General features: G+C 70.2%; 19 protein-coding genes. 14 read left to right on the top strand and 5 right to left on the bottom strand.

Translation table 11 applies throughout. The annotated features are described in order from the left end of the window. Nucleotides 1-397: 397 nt before the first annotated feature. From ACFYX4_RS00675 to ACFYX4_RS00665, 3 genes are all read left to right on the top strand, one after another. Entirely contained in the window at nt 398-1315 is a 918-nt protein-coding gene (locus ACFYX4_RS00675; protein ID WP_389323507.1) for a heme o synthase, read from the top strand. A gap of 97 nt (nt 1316-1412) precedes the next feature. Continuing rightward, a complete protein-coding gene (locus ACFYX4_RS00670; protein ID WP_389323504.1) occupies nt 1413-1745 on the top strand; it encodes a hypothetical protein in 333 nt (110 codons plus the stop codon). Between the two features lie 93 nt (nt 1746-1838). Continuing rightward, nucleotides 1839-2948: an amidohydrolase family protein gene (locus tag ACFYX4_RS00665; protein ID WP_389323501.1), complete on the top strand. Its 1110-nt coding sequence runs from the start codon at nt 1839-1841 to the stop codon at nt 2946-2948. Between the two features lie 13 nt (nt 2949-2961). On the opposite strand, the gene ACFYX4_RS00660 is transcribed toward ACFYX4_RS00665, so the two are convergent. The 3 genes from ACFYX4_RS00660 to ACFYX4_RS00650 form a co-directional block, all read right to left on the bottom strand. Beyond that, nucleotides 2962-3975, bottom strand: a complete 1014-nt coding sequence (locus ACFYX4_RS00660) for a heme A synthase (protein ID WP_389323498.1) — start codon at nt 3973-3975, stop codon at nt 2962-2964. Nucleotides 3976-4029: 54 nt separating this feature from the next. Next, complete coding sequence (locus ACFYX4_RS00655; protein ID WP_389323495.1) at nt 4030-4800, bottom strand: ABC transporter permease; 771 nt, start codon at nt 4798-4800, stop codon at nt 4030-4032. An 88-nt stretch (nt 4801-4888) separates the two neighbouring features. After that, complete coding sequence (locus ACFYX4_RS00650) at nt 4889-5812, bottom strand: ABC transporter ATP-binding protein (RefSeq protein WP_389323492.1); 924 nt, start codon at nt 5810-5812, stop codon at nt 4889-4891. A 192-nt stretch (nt 5813-6004) separates the two neighbouring features. On the opposite strand from ACFYX4_RS00650, the gene ACFYX4_RS00645 reads away from it, so the two are divergent. From ACFYX4_RS00645 to ACFYX4_RS00610, 8 genes are read left to right on the top strand one after another with little or no spacing between them, the layout of a single operon-like run. Continuing rightward, complete coding sequence (locus ACFYX4_RS00645) at nt 6005-6766, top strand: helix-turn-helix transcriptional regulator (RefSeq protein WP_389323489.1); 762 nt, start codon at nt 6005-6007, stop codon at nt 6764-6766. Continuing rightward, nucleotides 6763-8184 (top strand): Fe-S cluster assembly protein SufB, encoded by a 1422-nt coding sequence (sufB, locus tag ACFYX4_RS00640; protein WP_389323486.1) that lies wholly within the window; start codon nt 6763-6765, stop codon nt 8182-8184. The genes ACFYX4_RS00645 and sufB overlap by 4 nt, the downstream gene beginning before the upstream one ends. Nucleotides 8185-8238: 54 nt before the next feature. Next, nucleotides 8239-9423, top strand: coding sequence for a Fe-S cluster assembly protein SufD (gene sufD / locus ACFYX4_RS00635; RefSeq protein WP_389323484.1), 1185 nt, complete (start codon nt 8239-8241; stop codon nt 9421-9423). Then, nucleotides 9420-9740, top strand: a complete 321-nt coding sequence (locus tag ACFYX4_RS00630; RefSeq protein WP_389323481.1) for a non-heme iron oxygenase ferredoxin subunit — start codon at nt 9420-9422, stop codon at nt 9738-9740. Before sufD ends, ACFYX4_RS00630 begins: the two co-directional genes overlap by 4 nt. Before the next feature lie 7 nt (nt 9741-9747). Beyond that, on the top strand, nt 9748-10512 hold the full coding sequence (gene sufC, locus ACFYX4_RS00625) for a Fe-S cluster assembly ATPase SufC (protein ID WP_389323478.1): 765 nt from the start codon (nt 9748-9750) through the stop codon (nt 10510-10512). Then, nucleotides 10509-11765 carry a cysteine desulfurase gene (locus ACFYX4_RS00620; protein WP_389323475.1) on the top strand — a complete coding sequence of 419 codons (1257 nt, stop codon included), beginning with the start codon at nt 10509-10511 and terminating at the stop codon, nt 11763-11765. Before sufC ends, ACFYX4_RS00620 begins: the two co-directional genes overlap by 4 nt. 17 nt (nt 11766-11782) lie before the next feature. Continuing rightward, nucleotides 11783-12253, top strand: a complete 471-nt coding sequence (gene sufU / locus ACFYX4_RS00615) for a Fe-S cluster assembly sulfur transfer protein SufU (protein WP_389323472.1) — start codon at nt 11783-11785, stop codon at nt 12251-12253. Then, nucleotides 12250-12582 (top strand): metal-sulfur cluster assembly factor, encoded by a 333-nt coding sequence (locus ACFYX4_RS00610; RefSeq protein ID WP_020130530.1) that lies wholly within the window; start codon nt 12250-12252, stop codon nt 12580-12582. The genes sufU and ACFYX4_RS00610 overlap by 4 nt, the downstream gene beginning before the upstream one ends. 93 nt (nt 12583-12675) lie before the next feature. Here the strand turns inward: ACFYX4_RS00610 and ACFYX4_RS00605 are convergent, their stop codons facing one another. After that, nucleotides 12676-13542 (bottom strand): AbfB domain-containing protein, encoded by an 867-nt coding sequence (locus ACFYX4_RS00605; protein ID WP_389323469.1) that lies wholly within the window; start codon nt 13540-13542, stop codon nt 12676-12678. A gap of 178 nt (nt 13543-13720) precedes the next feature. On the opposite strand from ACFYX4_RS00605, the gene ACFYX4_RS00600 reads away from it, so the two are divergent. The 3 genes from ACFYX4_RS00600 (at nt 13721) to dapD (ending at nt 15680) form a co-directional block, all read left to right on the top strand. Beyond that, complete coding sequence (locus tag ACFYX4_RS00600; protein ID WP_389323466.1) at nt 13721-14059, top strand: DMT family transporter; 339 nt, start codon at nt 13721-13723, stop codon at nt 14057-14059. Next, nucleotides 14059-14601, top strand: a complete 543-nt coding sequence (locus ACFYX4_RS00595; RefSeq protein ID WP_389323463.1) for a TetR/AcrR family transcriptional regulator — start codon at nt 14059-14061, stop codon at nt 14599-14601. The genes ACFYX4_RS00600 and ACFYX4_RS00595 overlap by 1 nt, the downstream gene beginning before the upstream one ends. A gap of 89 nt (nt 14602-14690) precedes the next feature. Then, nucleotides 14691-15680: a 2,3,4,5-tetrahydropyridine-2,6-dicarboxylate N-succinyltransferase gene (dapD, locus tag ACFYX4_RS00590; protein WP_389323460.1), complete on the top strand. Its 990-nt coding sequence runs from the start codon at nt 14691-14693 to the stop codon at nt 15678-15680. 76 nt (nt 15681-15756) lie between these two features. Here the strand turns inward: dapD and dapA are convergent, their stop codons facing one another. After that, a complete protein-coding gene (gene dapA, locus ACFYX4_RS00585; protein WP_389323457.1) occupies nt 15757-16719 on the bottom strand; it encodes a 4-hydroxy-tetrahydrodipicolinate synthase in 963 nt (320 codons plus the stop codon). Nucleotides 16720-16818 lie beyond the last annotated feature (99 nt).

Here is a 16818-nt window from a genome sequence, read left to right as displayed (position 1 = left end):
GCGCCCACCGGCTGCCGGTGCGCTGTGCGCCCACCGGCCGCTGTCGAGCCTACCCCCGTGAGGACGTGCCTTTTTCGCGTCATTCCAGACTGCCGGGCCGCGTCGGTATCCGCCTCCCGACTGGGCCGTTCCCCACTTGGCACATGAATACGGAGCCGCTCATCTGACTGCTCAATCGAGCCACCGTGCGACCGATGAGCGGGCCTTCGGGACACCCCCGAACACACCCCCGAGCGGCCCCCCTCAACACGACCCCACCCCCGCGAAGGACGAGGTATGGGCAACGTCTACAGTGGCGTGGTACGCGCGAGCCTTTACCCCGTATTCACATGGGGAGGCTCGCTGGGAGTCTCTGTCAGGGGTGTGCGTGACGGCCGTTGAATCCCGTCCAGTAGGGATGATCGGGACGAGCCAGAGCCCGAGCCACCGGCCGTTCGGGGCCCGTGTCAAGGCGTTCGTGGCGCTGACCAAGCCGCGGATCATCGAGCTGCTGCTCATCACCACCGTTCCGGTGATGTTCCTGGCGCAGCAGGGTGTGCCCGACCTGGGTCTGGTGCTCCTGACCTGCGTCGGCGGCTACCTCTCCGCCGGCGGCGCCAACGCGCTCAACATGTACATCGACCGCGACATCGACGCGCTCATGGACCGCACCTCGCAGCGCCCGCTGGTCACCGGCATGGTCAGCCCGCGCGAGTGCCTCGCCTTCGGCATCTCGCTGGCCGTGGTCTCGACGCTGCTGTTCGGTCTCACCGTCAACTGGCTGTCGGCCTGGCTGGCCCTCGGAGCGCTCCTCTTCTACGTCGTCGTCTACACGATGATCCTCAAGCGGCGTACGTCGCAGAACATCGTGTGGGGCGGCATCGCGGGCTGCATGCCGGTGCTGATCGGCTGGTCGTCCGTCACGAACTCGCTGTCCTGGGCGCCGGTCGTCCTCTTCCTCGTCATGTTCTTCTGGACGCCGCCGCACTACTGGCCGCTGTCCATGAAGGTGAAGGACGACTACGCGCGCGTGGGCGTGCCGATGCTGCCGGTGATCGCCTCCAACAAGGTCGTCGCCAAGCAGATCGTGATCTACAGCTGGGTGATGGTCGCCGTCTCGCTGCTGCTGACCCCGCTCGGCTACACCGGCTGGTTCTACACGGTGGTCGCGCTGGCCGCCGGCGGCTGGTGGCTGTGGGAGGCGCACGCCCTCCAGAACCGGGCGAAGGCGGAGACGACGGGCGGGAAGCTGAAGGAGATGCGGCTCTTCCACTGGTCGATCACCTATGTCTCGCTGCTGTTCGTGGCGGTGGCGGTGGACCCCTTCCTCCGCTGAACCCCTGCTCCCGCTCGGCATCGCGGCCGGGGTGCGTGGTCAAGGCCACGCACCCCGGCCGTCGCCGTTTGATCTACCCGTCGGTAGCATCCTGACCATGGCAGACAGCAAGCAGGTTGAGGCGAAGGCCGAGCGCACGGCGGCCCGGCTGGCCAAGCGGATCAGCGCCTTCTCCACGGCGCACGGCGGGGCCGAGGGCCAGGTCGCGTACATCGGCGAGCGGGGCGCGCGGATCGTCCTCGTCGGCGAGGACGGCGGCTGGGGCGACCTCGTCGCCCCCTCCGTCGAGATCGCGCGGAAGGCGGTGGAGAAGTCCGGCATCACCGCCCACGAGGACTTCGACGGCGAGTTCGCGGCGAAGGTGAAGACCGGCCCGTACGAATGGACCCGCATGGCGGGGATCCAGGTGGGCGGCCCGTCCAACGGCTGAGCCGGCTGAGCCCCCTTGGACGGAAGCAACACCTGCGACCCCGTTCACCCGTTAGCCCCGTAGAAGACGTGGTCGACACGCGGGGAGTGTTGGATGATCGAAACGCCGTCCCTGGTGGACCAGTACTGCCACGGCGTGTTGAGAACGGAGCTGGGCCTCGGCACCTTCGAGGCCCAGCTGTCCCGCACCGAGGGACCGCCCGCCCCCGGCACCACCCTCTTCGACACCCAGACGGGCTTCGCCGTACGCCGCTGGTGCCCCCCGCTCCTCGGTCTTGAGCCGCACTGTCCACCGGCCCGCTATCTCGCCCGGCGCCGTGAGCTCGGCGTACTGGAGGCGGGCCGCCGGCTGCTGCGCGGCAGCGGCATCACGACGTACCTCGTCGACACCGGCCTGCCCGGCGATCTGACCGGCCCCGCCGAGATCGCGTCGGCTGGGGCCGCCGAGGCCCGCGAGATCGTACGGCTGGAGCTGCTCGCCGAGCAGGTCGCCGACACCTCCGGCACCGTCGAGGCGTTCCTCGCCAACCTGGCCGAGGCGGTGCACGGCGCCGCCGCGCACGCCGTCGCCTTCACCTCCGTGGCCGGCGTCCGGCACGGCCTCGCCCTCGCGCCCGAGCCGCCGGGACCGGGGGAGGTGCGGGGCGCGGCGGGCCGCTGGCTGGCCGGCCGCCGCGTCGGCGGCGAGCTGAGCGACCCGGTGCTGCTGCGCCACGTGCTGTGGAGCGCGGTCGCCTCCGGGCTGCCGCTCCAACTGCACGCGGGGCTGGGGGAACCGGGCCTGCGCGTCGACCGCACCGACCCCGTGCTGCTCACCGACTTCGTCCGCGCGACGGCCGGCCTCGGCACGGACCTGGTCCTGCTGCACGGCTACCCCTACCACCGGCACGCCGCCCACCTCGCGGGCGTCTTCCCGCACGTCTACGCCGACTCCGGCGCGGCACTCGTCCGCATCGGGGCCCGCGCGGCGACGATCCTCGCGGAGATCCTGGAACTCGCCCCCTTCGGCAAGATCCTCTTCTCCAGCGGCGCCCGTGCCCTCCCCGAACTGCACGTCGTCGGCGCCCACCTCTTCCGCGAGGCCCTCGGCCGCGTACTGGGAACCTGGGTCGCAGAGGGAGCCTGGTCCCTCCCGGACGCCCAACGCGTCGTGGACCTGGTGTCGTCGGGGAACGCGCGGCGGGTGTACGGACTGGGTGACTAGACCGCGAGCGGGCTCAGGTGGAGGACGCCGCCTGGACCCGGTCGGCCGGTGCGGGAGCCTGGAGGGTCTCGTCGTCGAGGCGTTCGCGCAGTGACAGAAGGACGCGGAGTACCGCGATCCAGACGAGGGCCGAGCCGAGCATGTGGAGGCCGACCAGGATCTCGGGGAGGTCCGTGAAGTACTGGACGTAGCCGATGACGCCCTGGGCGAGGAGGATCACGAAGAGGTCGCGGGTGCGGTCCAGCGGGGCCTTCGGGGAGTCGACCGCTCGCAGGACGAACCACAGGGCGAAGGTCAGGGAGACCACGATCCAGGCGAGGACGGCGTGGACCTTGCTGACCGTCTCCCAGTCGAGCGGCATGCGCTCCACCTCGCTGGAGTCGCCGGCGTGCGGGCCCGCGCCGGTCACGGCCGTGCCGACCAGGATCAGCAGGACCGTGGCCCCGATCAGGCACCACACCAGCTGCTGCACGGAGCCGCCGACCAGCGGGCGCGGCGCCGTGTCGCCCTCCCGGGTGCGCTGCCACATCACCGTGGCGACCGCGATCAGCGCCGACGTCGCCACGAAGTGGAGGGCGACGGTGTACGGGTTGAGGCCGACGAGGACGACGATCCCGCCGAGCACGGCGTTGCTCATCACCACCCAGAACTGGGTCCAGCCCAGCCGGGTGAGGCTGCGCCGGTACGGCTTCTGCGAGCGGGCGGCGATGATCGCCCAGCCGACCGCCGCGCACAGCACGTACGTCAGCATGCGATTGCCGAACTCGATGACGCCGTGGACGCCCATCTCGCTGGTCGCGGTGAGGGAGTCCTCGGTGCACTTGGGCCAGGTCGGGCAGCCGAGGCCGGAGCCGGTGAGCCGTACGGCGCCCCCGGTGACCACGATGAGCACCGACATCACGAGTGCGGCGAGGGCCGCCCGCTGAACCGTCCGGGGGGAGGGGGTCCAGCGGGCGGCGATGAAGGCGAGCGGGTTGCGCACGGCCGCCACGGCGTCGGCGCGGGTCACGTTTGGCACGCCCTCCATCGTAGGGGGCCGCTTGTGCACGCTTTCACGAGGGTCCCGGACGCCATGGGCCGCCTACTCCCAGCGGAAGAACCGGCCGGCCGCGGCCAGACCGGCCACCGCCCACACCGCCAGGATCCCGAGCTCGCCCCACGGCATCCCCGCCCCGTGCTGGAGCACGTCCCGCAGCCCGCCGGACAGGGCCGAGATCGGCAGCAGCCCCAGGACGTCCTGCGCCGCCGGCGGGAACTTGTCCAGCGGGACGACGACACCGCCGCCGACGAGCAGCAGCAGGAAGACCAGGTTGGCCGCGGCGAGCGTCGCCTCCGCCTTGAGCGTGCCCGCCATCAGCAGGCCGAGGCCGGAGAAGGCGGCCGTGCCGAGGACGAGCAGGAGCAGCACCGGGAGCGGGCCGCCCTGCGGGGACCAGCCCAGCGCGAAGGCGATCGCGGTGAGCAGGGCGACCTGGAGGATCTCCGTGACCAGCACGGACAGCGTCTTGGCGGCCATCAGGCCCCACCGGGGCAGCGGCGAGGACGCCAGCCGCTTCAGCACGCCGTAGCGGCGTTCGAAGCCGGTGGCGATGGCCTGCCCGGTGAACGCCGTCGACATCACGGCGAGCGCGAGGACGCCGGGGGCGAGGAAGTCCACCGCCTTCCCCTCGCCCGTGTCGACGATGTCCACCGAGCTGAACAGCACCAGCAGCAGCGTGGGGATCACCACGGTGAGCAGCAGTTGCTCACCGTTGCGCAGGAGCATCCGCGTCTCCAGCGCCGCCTGCGCCGCGATCATGCGGGGCAGGGGCGCGGCGCCCGGCTTCGGGGTGTACGTCCCGGCGGCGGTCATGAACGCAGCTCCTTGCCCGTGAGCTCCAGGCTGTGCCTTCCCGGGGGATGACCCCCGGACCCCCAGCAGGTCCTTGTGCGAGGTGGCGTCATGAACGCAGCTCCTTGCCCGTGAGCTCCAAAAAGACGTCTTCGAGGGTGTGGCGTTCGACCGAGATGCGGTCCGGCATCACTCCGTGCTGCGCGCACCAGGAGGTGACGGTCGCCAGGAGCTGCGGGTCGATCTTGCCGGAGACGCGGTACGAGCCCGGCGTCAGCTCCGCGGCGGTGCTGTCCGCGGGCAGCGCCTTGAGCAGGGACGTCACGTCCAGTCCGGGGCGGCCGGTGAAGCGGAGCGTGTTCTCGGCGCCGCCCCGGCACAGCTCCTCGGGCGAGCCCTGGGCGATGACCCGGCCGGCGTCGATGATCGCGACGTCGTCGGAGAGCTGCTCGGCCTCGTCCATGTAGTGGGTGGTGAGGATGACCGAGACGCCGTCGGCGCGCAGGTCGCGGATGAGGTCCCAGGTGGCGCGGCGGGCCTGCGGGTCGAGCCCGGCGGTCGGCTCGTCCAGGAACGCCAGTTCGGGGCGGCCGACGACGGCCATCGCCAGCGCGAGCCGCTGCTGCTGTCCGCCGGACAGGCGGCGGTACGCGGTCCGGCCGCAGCCGCCGAGCCCGAGTCGTTCGACGAGGGCGTCCACGTCCAGCGGGTGGGCGTGCAGCTTCGCGACATGGCGGAGCATCTCGTCGGCCCGCGCGCCCGAGTAGACGCCGCCGGACTGGAGCATCACGCCGATCCGGGGGTGCAGTTCGCGGGCCTGTCTCACCGGGTCGAGGCCGAGGACCCGCACGGTGCCGGAGTGGGGCCTGCGGTATCCCTCGCAGGTCTCGATGGTGGTCGTCTTGCCGGCGCCGTTGGGGCCCAGGACGGCGGTGACGCCCGCCCGGGCCTCCAGGTCGAGGCCGTCCACCGCGGTCTTCGTCCCGTACCGCTGCACCAGGGCCTGGACCCGGACGACAGGCTCAGTTCGCATGGATCCAGAGTCTAGGTTCGCGGGCGGGGGGCCGGACGGGCGGGTGCGTGATCCCCCGGCGGACCCCTCCCCGGTGATCGATCAAAGATCGTTTCCGCAGGTCAGGTTAGCTTTACCTAAGTGACGTAGGGCACCGCCCGGACGGCTCGACGCGGCTTGCCTGCCTCTGAGGAATTACGCAACAATGGCGTTGTGAAAAACGTCGGACAGGCTCGGGAGACCCCCACGGGGGCCCCTCAGGAGGAGCTGGCGACCGGTGAGCGCTCGACGCGCAACCGGGTCGCGCGCTCCATCCTGGACCACGGGCCCTCGACCGTCGCCGAGCTGGCCGGGCGGCTGGGGCTCACCCAGGCCGCCGTCCGCCGCCACCTCGACGCACTGGTCGCCGACGACGTCGTGGAGGCACGCGAGCAGCGGGTGTACGGCGCGCGGACGCGCGGGCGTCCCGCCAAGGTCTTCGCCCTCACCGACTGCGGCCGCGACGCCTTCGACCAGTCGTACGACACGCTCGCCGCGGACGCGCTCCGCTGGATACAGGAGCGCTTCGGCGGGGACGAGGCCGTCGTCGCCTTCGCGCGCGCGAGGATCGCGGAACAGGCCGCGGCCTACCGCGAGGCGATCGAGGCAGCGGCCCCCGAACAGCGCACCGAGGCCCTGGCCAAGGCGCTGAGCGCCGACGGGTACGCTGCTACGGCGCGTAGCGCGCCCCTCCCTCAAAAGGGTGAGCAGCTCTGCCAGCACCACTGCCCGGTGGCCCATGTCGCGGAGAAGTTCCCGCAGCTCTGCGAGGCCGAGACGGAGATCTTCTCCCAACTGCTCGGCACGCACGTCCAGCGACTGGCGACCATCGCGCACGGAGACGGCGTCTGCACGACGTTCATCCCCAAGATTTCCCACACTGATCAACGCAGCCAGAACGCATCTGCAAGCACGGCCGGGAGGAACCCCGCATGACTCTCCCCACGGAGACTGCTCACCCCGAACTCGAGGGTCTGGGCAAGTACGAATACGGCTGGGCCGACTCCGACACGGCCGGTGCCTCTGCACGCCGAGGCATCGACGAGGACGTCGTCAGGGACATCTCCGCCAAGAAGTCCGAGCCGGAGTGGATGACCAAGCTCCGCCTCAAGGGCCTGAAGCTCTTCGAGAAGAAGCCCATGCCGAACTGGGGCTCGGACCTGTCGGGCATCGACTTCGACAACATCAAGTACTTCGTGCGCTCCACGGAGAAGCAGGCGGAGTCGTGGGAAGACCTGCCCGAGGACATCAAGAACACCTACGACAAGCTGGGCATCCCGGAGGCCGAGAAGCAGCGCCTCGTCGCCGGTGTCGCCGCCCAGTACGAGTCGGAGGTCGTCTACCACCAGATCCGTGAGGACCTGGAGGAGCAGGGCGTCATCTTCCTCGACACCGACACCGCGCTGAAGGAGCACCCGGAGCTCTTCAAGGAGTACTTCGGGACCGTCATCCCCGTCGGCGACAACAAGTTCGCCTCGCTGAACAGCGCGGTGTGGTCCGGCGGCTCCTTCATCTACGTCCCGCCGGGCGTCCACGTGGAGATCCCGCTCCAGGCCTACTTCCGCATCAACACGGAGAACATGGGCCAGTTCGAGCGGACCCTGATCATCGTCGACGAGGGCGCCTACGTGCACTACGTCGAGGGTTGTACCGCCCCGATCTACAAGTCGGACTCGCTGCACTCCGCGGTCGTCGAGATCATCGTCAAGAAGAACGCGCGCTGCCGCTACACGACCATCCAGAACTGGTCGAACAACGTCTACAACCTGGTCACCAAGCGCGCCGTCGCCTACGAGGGCGCGACCATGGAGTGGGTCGACGGCAACATCGGCTCCAAGGTGACGATGAAGTACCCGGCCGTCTACCTGATGGGCGAGCACGCCAAGGGCGAGACCCTCTCCATCGCCTTCGCGGGCGAGGGCCAGCACCAGGACGCCGGCGCCAAGATGGTCCACATGGCCCCGAACACCTCCTCCAACATCGTCTCCAAGTCGGTGGCGCGAGGCGGCGGCCGTACCTCCTACCGCGGTCTCATCGAGATCGGCGAGGGCGCTCCCGGCTCCAAGTCCAACGTGCTGTGCGACGCGCTGCTCGTCGACACCATCTCCCGCTCGGACACGTACCCGTACGTCGACGTCCGCGAGGACGACGTGTCCATGGGCCACGAGGCGACCGTCTCCAAGGTCTCCGAGGACCAGCTCTTCTACCTGATGAGCCGCGGTCTGAGCGAGTTCGAGGCGATGGCCATGATCGTGCGCGGCTTCGTCGAGCCCATCGCGAAGGAACTGCCGATGGAGTACGCGCTCGAACTCAACCGGCTGATCGAGCTCCAGATGGAAGGCGCGGTCGGCTGACCAACCGCCGTCACCGCCAAGCCACTTACGCAGGAAGAGAGCAGACCGACAGCCATGGCTGAGGCTCAGAACATCCCCGTGGGATCCACCACCGCGGGCTCGATCGCGGTCGCCGCGGAATCGACCGTCGCCACGCGCATGAGCGCGCCCGCGTCCTTCGACGTGGCGGACTTCCCGGTCCCCCACGGCCGCGAGGAGGAGTGGCGGTTCACCCCGCTGGAGCGCCTGCGCGGCCTCCACGACGGCACCGCCGTCGCGGCCGGCACCGGCGTCAAGGTCGAGGTGGAGGCCCCCGAGGGCGTCACCGTAGAGACCGTCGGCCGCGACGACGCCCGGCTGGGCAAGGCGGGCACCCCCGTGGACCGCGTCGCCGCCCAGGCGTACTCCGCCTTCGAGAAGGCCGGCGTGGTCACCGTCCCCAAGGAGACCGTCCTCACCGAGCCGATCCGCATCGCGGTGCACGGCGAGGGCGGGGTCGCCTACGGCCACCAGGTCATCGAGCTGGGCGCCTTCGCCGAGGCCGTCGTCGTCATCGACCACACCGGTGACGCCGTCCTCGCCGCCAACGTCGACTACCTCCTCGGCGACGGCGCCAAGCTGACCGTCGTCTCCGTCCAGGACTGGGACGACAAGGCCGTCCACGTGGCCCAGCACAACGCCCTCGTCGGCCGCGACGCCTCCTTCAAGTCGGTGATCGTCACCTTCGGCGGCGACGTCGTACGCCTCCACCCGCGTGTGCGCTACGCCGGCACCGGCGGCGAGGCCGAGCTGTTCGGGCTGTACTTCACCGACGCCGGCCAGCACCAGGAGCACCGCCTCCTCGTCGACCACAACGTCCCGCACTGCAAGTCCAACGTCGTCTACAAGGGCGCGCTCCAGGGCGACGACGCGCACGCGGTGTGGATCGGCGACGTGCTCATCGAGGCCAGGGCCGAAGGCACCGACACCTACGAGATGAACCGCAACCTCGTCCTCACGGACGGCGCGCGCGTCGACTCGGTGCCGAACCTGGAGATCGAGACCGGCGAGATCGTCGGCGCCGGCCACGCCTCCGCCACCGGCCGCTTCGACGACGAACAGCTCTTCTACCTGATGGCCCGCGGCATCCCGGAGTACGAGGCCCGCCGCCTCGTCGTCCGCGGCTTCTTCGCCGAGCTCGTCCAGCAGATCGGTGTCGACGACATCGAGGAGCGTCTGCTCGCGAAGATCGACGAAGAGCTGGAGGCGTCGGTCGGATGACGACCTATGTACGCGCCTGCGGGCTGAGCGAGCTGGACGAGGACACCCCGAAACGGGTGGAACTCGACGGCACGCCGGTCTCCGTGGTGCGGACCGAGGGGGAGGTGTTCGCCATCCACGACATCTGCTCGCACGCGAACGTCTCGCTCTCCGAGGGCGAGGTGGAGGACTGCCAGATCGAGTGCTGGCTGCACGGCTCCGCCTTCGACCTGCGCACCGGCAAACCGTCCGGCCTTCCCGCGACGCGCCCCGTACCCGTATACCCCGTAAAGATCGAAGGGGACGACGTGCTCGTCTCCCTCACCCAGGAGTCCTGAGGCATCCATGGCAACGCTTGAAATCCGAGACCTGCACGTCACCGTCGAGGCCGACAACGCCACGAAGGAGATCCTCAAGGGCGTCGACCTCACCGTGAAGCAGGGCGAGACGCACGCCATCATGGGCCCCAACGGCTCCGGCAAGTCGACCCTCGCCTACTCCCTCGCGGGTCACCCCAAGTACACGATCACCGGCGGCACCGTCACCCTCGACGGCGAGGACGTCCTGGAGATGTCCGTCGACGAGCGCGCCCGCGCGGGCCTGTTCCTGGCGATGCAGTACCCGGTCGAGGTCCCCGGCGTCTCCGTGTCCAACTTCCTGCGCACCTCCGCCACCGCCGTCCGCGGCGAGGCCCCCAAGCTGCGCACCTGGGTGAAGGAGGTCCGGGAGGCCATGGAGCGCCTCAACATGGACCCCTCCTTCGCCGAGCGCAACGTCAACGAGGGCTTCTCCGGCGGTGAGAAGAAGCGCCACGAGATCCTCCAGCTGGAGCTGCTCAAGCCGAAGGTCGCGATCCTCGACGAGACCGACTCCGGCCTGGACGTCGACGCGCTGCGCATCGTCTCCGAGGGCGTCAACCGCGTCCGCGAGACCGGCGAGGTCGGCACCCTGCTGATCACCCACTACACGCGCATCCTGCGCTACATCAAGCCCGACCACGTGCACGTGTTCGCGAACGGCCGTATCGCCGAGTCCGGCGGCCCGGAGCTCGCCGACCAGCTCGAGGCCGAGGGCTACGACAAGTACGTGAAGGGTGGCGTATCCGCGTGACGCAGTTGCCGGGCCTCCTCGACACAGAGGCGCTCCGCAAGGACTTCCCCATCCTGGACCGGCAGGTCCACGACGGCCGGAAGCTCGTGTACCTGGACAACGCGGCGACCTCACAGAAGCCGCGCCAGGTGCTGGACGCCCTGAGCGAGTACTACGAGCGCTACAACGCCAACGTCCACCGCGGTGTGCATGTGCTCGCCGAGGAGGCCACGGCGCTGTACGAAGGCGCGCGCGACAAGGTCGCGGAGTTCGTCAACGCGCCCAGCCGCGACGAGGTGATCTTCACCAAGAACGCCTCGGAGTCGCTGAACCTCGTGGCGAACATGCTGGGCTGGGCCGACGAGCCCTACCGCGTGGACTCCGAGACCGAGATCGTCATCACCGAGATGGAGCACCACTCCAACATCGTGCCGTGGCAGCTGCTGTCGCAGCGCACGGGCGCGAAGCTGAAGTGGTTCGGTCTCACCGACGACGGCCGCCTCGACCTGTCGAACATCGACGAGATCATCACGGAGAAGACGAAGATCGTCTCCTTCGTGCTGGTGTCGAACATCCTCGGCACGGTCAACCCGGTCGAGGCGATAGTCCGCCGGGCGCAGGAGGTCGGCGCCCTCGTCTGCATCGACGCCTCACAGGCCGCGCCGCACATGCCGCTGGACGTCCAGGCCCTCCAGGCCGACTTCGTGGCCTTCACCGGTCACAAGATGTGCGGCCCGACCGGCATCGGCGTGCTGTGGGGCCGGCAGGAGCTGCTGGAGGACCTGCCCCCGTTCCTCGGCGGCGGCGAGATGATCGAGACGGTCTCGATGCACTCGTCGACGTACGCTCCCGCGCCCCACAAGTTCGAGGCGGGCACGCCCCCGATCGCCCAGGCGGTCGGTCTCGGCGCGGCGATCGACTATCTGTCGGCGATCGGCATGGACAAGATCCTCGCCCATGAGCACGCGCTCACCGAGTACGCGGTGAAGCGGCTCGGCGAGGTGCCCGACCTGCGGATCATCGGCCCCACCACGGCCGAGGACCGTGGCGCGGCGATCTCCTTCACGCTGGGCGACATCCACCCGCACGACGTGGGCCAGGTCCTGGACGAGCAGGGCATCGCGGTCCGCGTCGGCCACCACTGTGCGCGACCCGTCTGCCTGCGCTACGGAATTCCCGCGACCACGCGTGCGTCGTTCTATCTGTACTCCACGCCCGCCGAGATCGACGCTCTGGTGGACGGCCTGGAGCACGTACGGAACTTCTTCGGCTGAGAGGCGTGAGCTGAACCGTGAAGCTGGATTCGATGTACCAGGAAGTCATCCTGGACCACTACAAGAACCCGCACGGGCGTGGTCTGAGGGACGGCGACGCCGAGGTGCACCACGTCAATCCCACCTGCGGTGACGAGATCACGCTCCGGGTGAAGTACGACGGCACGACGATCGAGGACGTCTCGTACGAGGGCCAGGGCTGCTCCATCAGCCAGGCGAGCGCGTCCGTGCTGAACGAACTCCTCGTCGGCAAGGAGCTGTCCGAGGCGCGGCGGATCCAGGAGACCTTCCTGGAGCTGATGCAGTCCAAGGGGAAGCTCGAACCCGACGACGCGATGGAGGAGGTGCTGGAGGACGCGGTCGCGTTCGCCGGCGTCTCCAAGTACCCGGCCCGGGTCAAGTGCGCCCTCCTCAGCTGGATGGCGTGGAAGGACGCGACGGCCCAGGCGCTGGGCGCCGACGCCGAAGCCGAAAGGAAGACGGCATGAGCGAGACCCTGGAGATGAAGCCGGCCTCGGAGGAAGAGGTCCGCGAGGCGCTGTACGACGTCGTCGACCCCGAACTGGGCATCGACGTGGTCAACCTCGGCCTCATCTACGGCATCCACATCGACGACGCGAACATCGCGACGATCGACATGACCCTGACCTCCGCGGCCTGCCCGCTGACGGACGTCATCGAGGACCAGGCGAAGTCCGCCACGGACGGTCTGGTCAACGAGCTGCGCATCAACTGGGTCTGGATGCCGCCGTGGGGCCCGGACAAGATCACCGACGACGGGCGCGAGCAGCTTCGGGCGCTCGGCTTCAACGTCTGAGACAGGCCTTCGGCGTCCGCGGACGCGATTGACACGTGTGGCCCCCGGCGACGATCGCCGGGGGCCACACGTGCGTGAGAGTGAGGGCTTCGCTCAGGCGAGGCCGTCCACGAGGCGGAACGCGAAGTCCTCGCGGCTGCCGGTGTTGTAGCCGTACGGCTCCAGCCGCAGCTGGAAACTCTTGTGCCGCAGGGCGTAGTTGGGGTAGTTCACCGACTGGAGCGTCATGGCGCCCGAGTAGGGCGACCAGTTGGGGCAGAAGGTGGCGTCCTGCTGGAACAGGCCGGAGCCGTCGTTGCGTTCCGAGCGCAGCACGAAGTTGCGATGGCGCAGATACGTGCCGTCGGACGTCTTGAACGAGTAGCAGGAGCTCCTGGCCAGGCCCGCCACGACGTCGAAGGAGGCGTCCTCGCGGAACTCCGAGCCGCCGGGCGCCTCGAGCCGCACGGTGCCGCCGCCCACCCGCCAGTAGCGGTCGGGGTAGTTGACCGACCGCACCGACTTCCGGGTGGTCGCCGGCTGCGGGGCGGGCGCGCCCTTGGTCGGCGACGCGGGGGGCGCCGGCGGGGCCGGGACGGGGGACGTGCGGGGCGACGAACTCCCCTGCGGCTGGGCCGAGGTCGAGGCGGACGGCGAGGCCGACGCCGAGGCGGACGCGGACGGCGAGGCGCTCTTGCTCGCCGAAGGCGATGCCGAGGAGCCGCTCGCCGAGGGCGAGGCGAAGGAGATGAGCCCCGAGGAGGTCTCCTTGTCCGACGTCGTGTTGCCCTGGCGGGCGGCTGACTGGTCGTCAGTGGCCTTGTCGGCGATGGATATCGCCGTCACGCAGGCCACCACGGTGGCCACGGCGAGCGCGCCGGCCAGCCACAGCCGTCGCGTTCCGGGTGCCCGGGACGTGTCCGGGGCCCAACCGTTCTCCCAGGGATTCTCCGGGGAAGGCCGGGACTTGTTGTCTGGCATGCGCTGTTCCTCCAGCGGCGCTCGTGTCGGCGGCCGCGGGCTGCGAGGGCCCGGTGTGTGAATGGTGAAACAGTAGTGGACCCTGTGGCTTCCGAGCATCCGTTTGGGCGAGCGGTTTCCATAACGGTTTCTCACGCCCGGGTGCTCGCGGGCCACTTCGATATGTACGCTCGTACACATGGGATACCTGACGCTGGCCGCCGCCATCGCCGCCGAGGTCGCCGCCACGACCGCCATGAAGTACAGCAACGGCTTCACCCGGCTCTGGCCGTCCCTGCTGACGGCCGTCGGCTATGTCGTCTCCTTCGCGCTGCTCGCCCAGACCCTCAAGTCGGTCGGAATCGGGACGGCTTACGCGATCTGGTCGGGCGTCGGCACCGCGTCGATCGCCGTCCTCGGGCTCGTCCTCTTCGGCGAGGCGCTCACGTTCACGAAGGTGGCCGGCATCCTGCTGATCGTCGGGGGAGTGGTGGTGCTCAACCTGGGGGGCGCGGAGGGGGCGGGGGGCGTGCACTGATGCCGCGCCGCCACGACCCCGAGCGGCGGCAGCGGATCATCGACGCGGCGATCCGGGTGGTGGGGAAGAAAGGGTTGTCCGGCCTGAGCCACCGCACGGTGGCCGCCGAGGCGGACGTGCCGCTCGGCTCCACCACGTACCACTTCGCCACCCTCGACGACCTGATGGCGGCCGCCCTGCGGCAGGTGAACGAGGGCTTCGCCGAACTGCTGCGCGGCCGGGGCGGTCTGACGGACCGCCGGACCGACCTCCCGGCCGAGCTGGCCGCCCTGATGGGCGAGTGGCTGTCGGGCGACCGCACCGGGGTCGAGCTGGAGTACGAGCTCTATCTCGCCGCCCTGCGCCGCCCGGCCCTGCGGCCCGTGGCCGGCGAATGGATCCAGGCTCTGACCGCCCTCCTGACCACCCGCACGGACCCGCTCACGGCCCGCGCCCTGGTGGCCCTGATCGACGGAATCTGCCTCCAGACCCTGCTGACGGACACGCCGTACGACGAGGGGGAGGCGCGGGGGGTGCTGGCGCGGGTTGTGGGTGAGGGGTGACGCTGTGGGAGGGGGCCCCTCCCGACCGCCACCTGAGACGCCGCTCGGTCGGTTGGCCTCCGGTGGCCCGACCCGGTTAGGTTGCCCTTATGACCGAAACGACTGCTCCTCGCACCACCGGCGCCGCGGCCGCCGGCCTCGCCACCCTCGCCGCCGACGGCACCGTTCTCGACACCTGGTTCCCCGCGCCCGAGCTCACCGCCGAGCCCGGCCCGGCCGGCACCGAGCGCCTGTCCCCCGAGAAGGCCGTGGAGCTGCTCGGCGAGGGCGCGGCGAAGGCGATCGGCCCGGACGCCCGCCGGGGCGTCGAGGTGGTCGCGGTCCGCACGGTCATCGCCTCCCTCGACGACAAGCCCCTGGACGCGCACGACGTCTACCTGCGTCTGCACCTGCTCTCGCACCGCCTGGTCAAGCCGCACGGCCAGAGCCTGGACGGCATGTTCGGCCACCTGGCGAACGTCGCGTGGACGTCCCTCGGCCCGGTCGCCGTGGACGACATCGAGAAGGTCCGCCTGAACGCGCGCGCGGAGGGCCTGCACCTCCAGGTGACGTCGATCGACAAGTTCCCGCGCATGACGGACTACGTGGCCCCCAAGGGCGTCCGCATCGCCGACGCGGACCGCGTCCGCCTGGGCGCGCACCTCTCCGAGGGCACGACGGTCATGCACGAGGGCTTCGTGAACTTCAACGCCGGCACGCTCGGCACGTCGATGGTCGAGGGCCGCATCTCCGCGGGCGTCGTCGTGGGCGACGGCTCGGACATCGGCGGCGGCGCGTCCACGATGGGCACGCTCTCCGGCGGCGGCAACGTGATCATCTCGATCGGCGAGCGCTGCCTGGTCGGCGCCGAGGCGGGCGTCGGCATCGCGCTGGGCGACGAGTGCGTGGTCGAGGCGGGCCTCTACGTCACCGCGGGCACCCGCGTGACCATGCCCGACGGCCAGATCATCAAGGCCCGCGAACTCTCCGGCGCCTCCAACATCCTCTTCCGCCGCAACTCGGTCACCGGCACGGTGGAGGCCCGCCCGAACAACGCGGTCTGGGGCGGCCTGAACGAAATCCTGCACAGCCACAACTGAGCGTCACGTCCGCGGAAGAGCGCCCTTCGGCCGGTGGTCGGCAGGGCGCTCTTTGCGTGTCCGTCGCCGACGGGCTTCACCCCGAGTGCGTGACGAGGTGGTCGTGGATCGCGCGGAGGGCGGTGGCCGTTTCGGGGTCGGCGGGGCGTAGTGGGGGGCGGACCGGGCCGGAGGGGAGGGAGAGGGTGGTGAGGAGGGCCTTGGTGGTGACCGTGCCGGGGAGGTTCGTGGTCATCATCGGTTCGATGAGGTGCAGGGCTTGGTGCTGGAGGCGGGTGGCTTCGTGGGTGTCGCCGCGGTCGAACGCGTCCAGGATGGCGCGGAGTCGGCGGGGGACGACGTTGGCGACCGTGCTGACGTAGCCCGTCGCGCCCACCGCGTACAGGGCGAGGATCTGCTCGTCGCAGCCCGCGTAGTACGCCAACTCCGTGCGGGACATGACCTTCTGGGCACCGAGGAGGTCGTAGGAGCAGTCCTTCACGGCCACGACGGAGGGGTGCTCCGCCAGGCGGAGCATCGTGTCCGGTTCGATGCGGACGCCGGTGCGGCCGGGGATGTCGTAGAGCATCACCGGCAGTCCGCAGCCGTCCGCGACCTCGCGGAAGTGGGCCTCCAGTGCGTCCTGCGGGGGCCTGCTGTAGTAGGGGCTGACGACGAGGACGCCGGTCGCGCCGGCCTTCTCGGCCGCCAGGGCCGCGTCGACCGTGTGGCGGGTGTCGGCGGTGCCCACGCCCGCCACCAGCGGCACCCCGTCCCCGACCGCCGCCCGCACGGCCCGTACCAACTCCGCCTTCTCCGTGTCCGACGTGGTCGGCGACTCGCCCGTCGTCCCCGACAGCACCAGCCCGTCGCAGCCGTGCGACACCAGACGGGCGGCGAGCCGCTGCGCGCCGTCCAGGTCCAGCGCCCCCGACTCGGTGAAGGGCGTGATCATGGCGCACAGGGCGCGGCCGAAGACGGGGGCGGGGGCGGGGGCGGGGGAGGGGGAGGGGGCGGGTGCGTGCGCGGGTGTGGGTGCGTGCACGGGTGCGGTTGTCATGGGAGTAGCTTCGGACAGGTGGGGGTGAAGCTCTACTTAATTCTTCTACGGGGTATTGATTAGCTGTGGTGTGGTGTCTGTGGGGGTGGTGGGCGTGTC

It is taken from the genome of Streptomyces sp. NPDC002328 (genome assembly GCF_042890065.1).
GTDB lineage: Bacteria > Actinomycetota > Actinomycetes > Streptomycetales > Streptomycetaceae > Streptomyces.
This window is presented reverse-complemented; position numbering and strand designations above follow the sequence as displayed.

Bases quoted from the DNA above. Each gene is read 5' to 3' on its own strand.
- sufD (WP_389323484.1), top strand. From the start codon at position 8,239: ATGGCTGAGGCTCAGAACATCCCCGTGGGATCCACCACCGCGGGCTCG.
- ACFYX4_RS00655 (WP_389323495.1), bottom strand. From the start codon at position 4,800: ATGACCGCCGCCGGGACGTACACCCCGAAGCCGGGCGCCGCGCCCCTG.
- ACFYX4_RS00595 (WP_389323463.1), top strand. From the start codon at position 14,059: ATGCCGCGCCGCCACGACCCCGAGCGGCGGCAGCGGATCATCGACGCG.
- ACFYX4_RS00630 (WP_389323481.1), top strand. From the start codon at position 9,420: ATGACGACCTATGTACGCGCCTGCGGGCTGAGCGAGCTGGACGAGGAC.
- ACFYX4_RS00675 (WP_389323507.1), top strand. From the start codon at position 398: ATGATCGGGACGAGCCAGAGCCCGAGCCACCGGCCGTTCGGGGCCCGT.
- dapA (WP_389323457.1), bottom strand. From the start codon at position 16,719: ATGACAACCGCACCCGTGCACGCACCCACACCCGCGCACGCACCCGCC.
- ACFYX4_RS00600 (WP_389323466.1), top strand. From the start codon at position 13,721: ATGGGATACCTGACGCTGGCCGCCGCCATCGCCGCCGAGGTCGCCGCC.
- ACFYX4_RS00665 (WP_389323501.1), top strand. From the start codon at position 1,839: ATGATCGAAACGCCGTCCCTGGTGGACCAGTACTGCCACGGCGTGTTG.
- sufC (WP_389323478.1), top strand. From the start codon at position 9,748: ATGGCAACGCTTGAAATCCGAGACCTGCACGTCACCGTCGAGGCCGAC.
- ACFYX4_RS00605 (WP_389323469.1), bottom strand. From the start codon at position 13,542: ATGCCAGACAACAAGTCCCGGCCTTCCCCGGAGAATCCCTGGGAGAAC.
- ACFYX4_RS00610 (WP_020130530.1), top strand. From the start codon at position 12,250: ATGAGCGAGACCCTGGAGATGAAGCCGGCCTCGGAGGAAGAGGTCCGC.
- sufB (WP_389323486.1), top strand. From the start codon at position 6,763: ATGACTCTCCCCACGGAGACTGCTCACCCCGAACTCGAGGGTCTGGGC.
- ACFYX4_RS00660 (WP_389323498.1), bottom strand. From the start codon at position 3,975: ATGGAGGGCGTGCCAAACGTGACCCGCGCCGACGCCGTGGCGGCCGTG.
- ACFYX4_RS00650 (WP_389323492.1), bottom strand. From the start codon at position 5,812: ATGCGAACTGAGCCTGTCGTCCGGGTCCAGGCCCTGGTGCAGCGGTAC.
- ACFYX4_RS00670 (WP_389323504.1), top strand. From the start codon at position 1,413: ATGGCAGACAGCAAGCAGGTTGAGGCGAAGGCCGAGCGCACGGCGGCC.
- dapD (WP_389323460.1), top strand. From the start codon at position 14,691: ATGACCGAAACGACTGCTCCTCGCACCACCGGCGCCGCGGCCGCCGGC.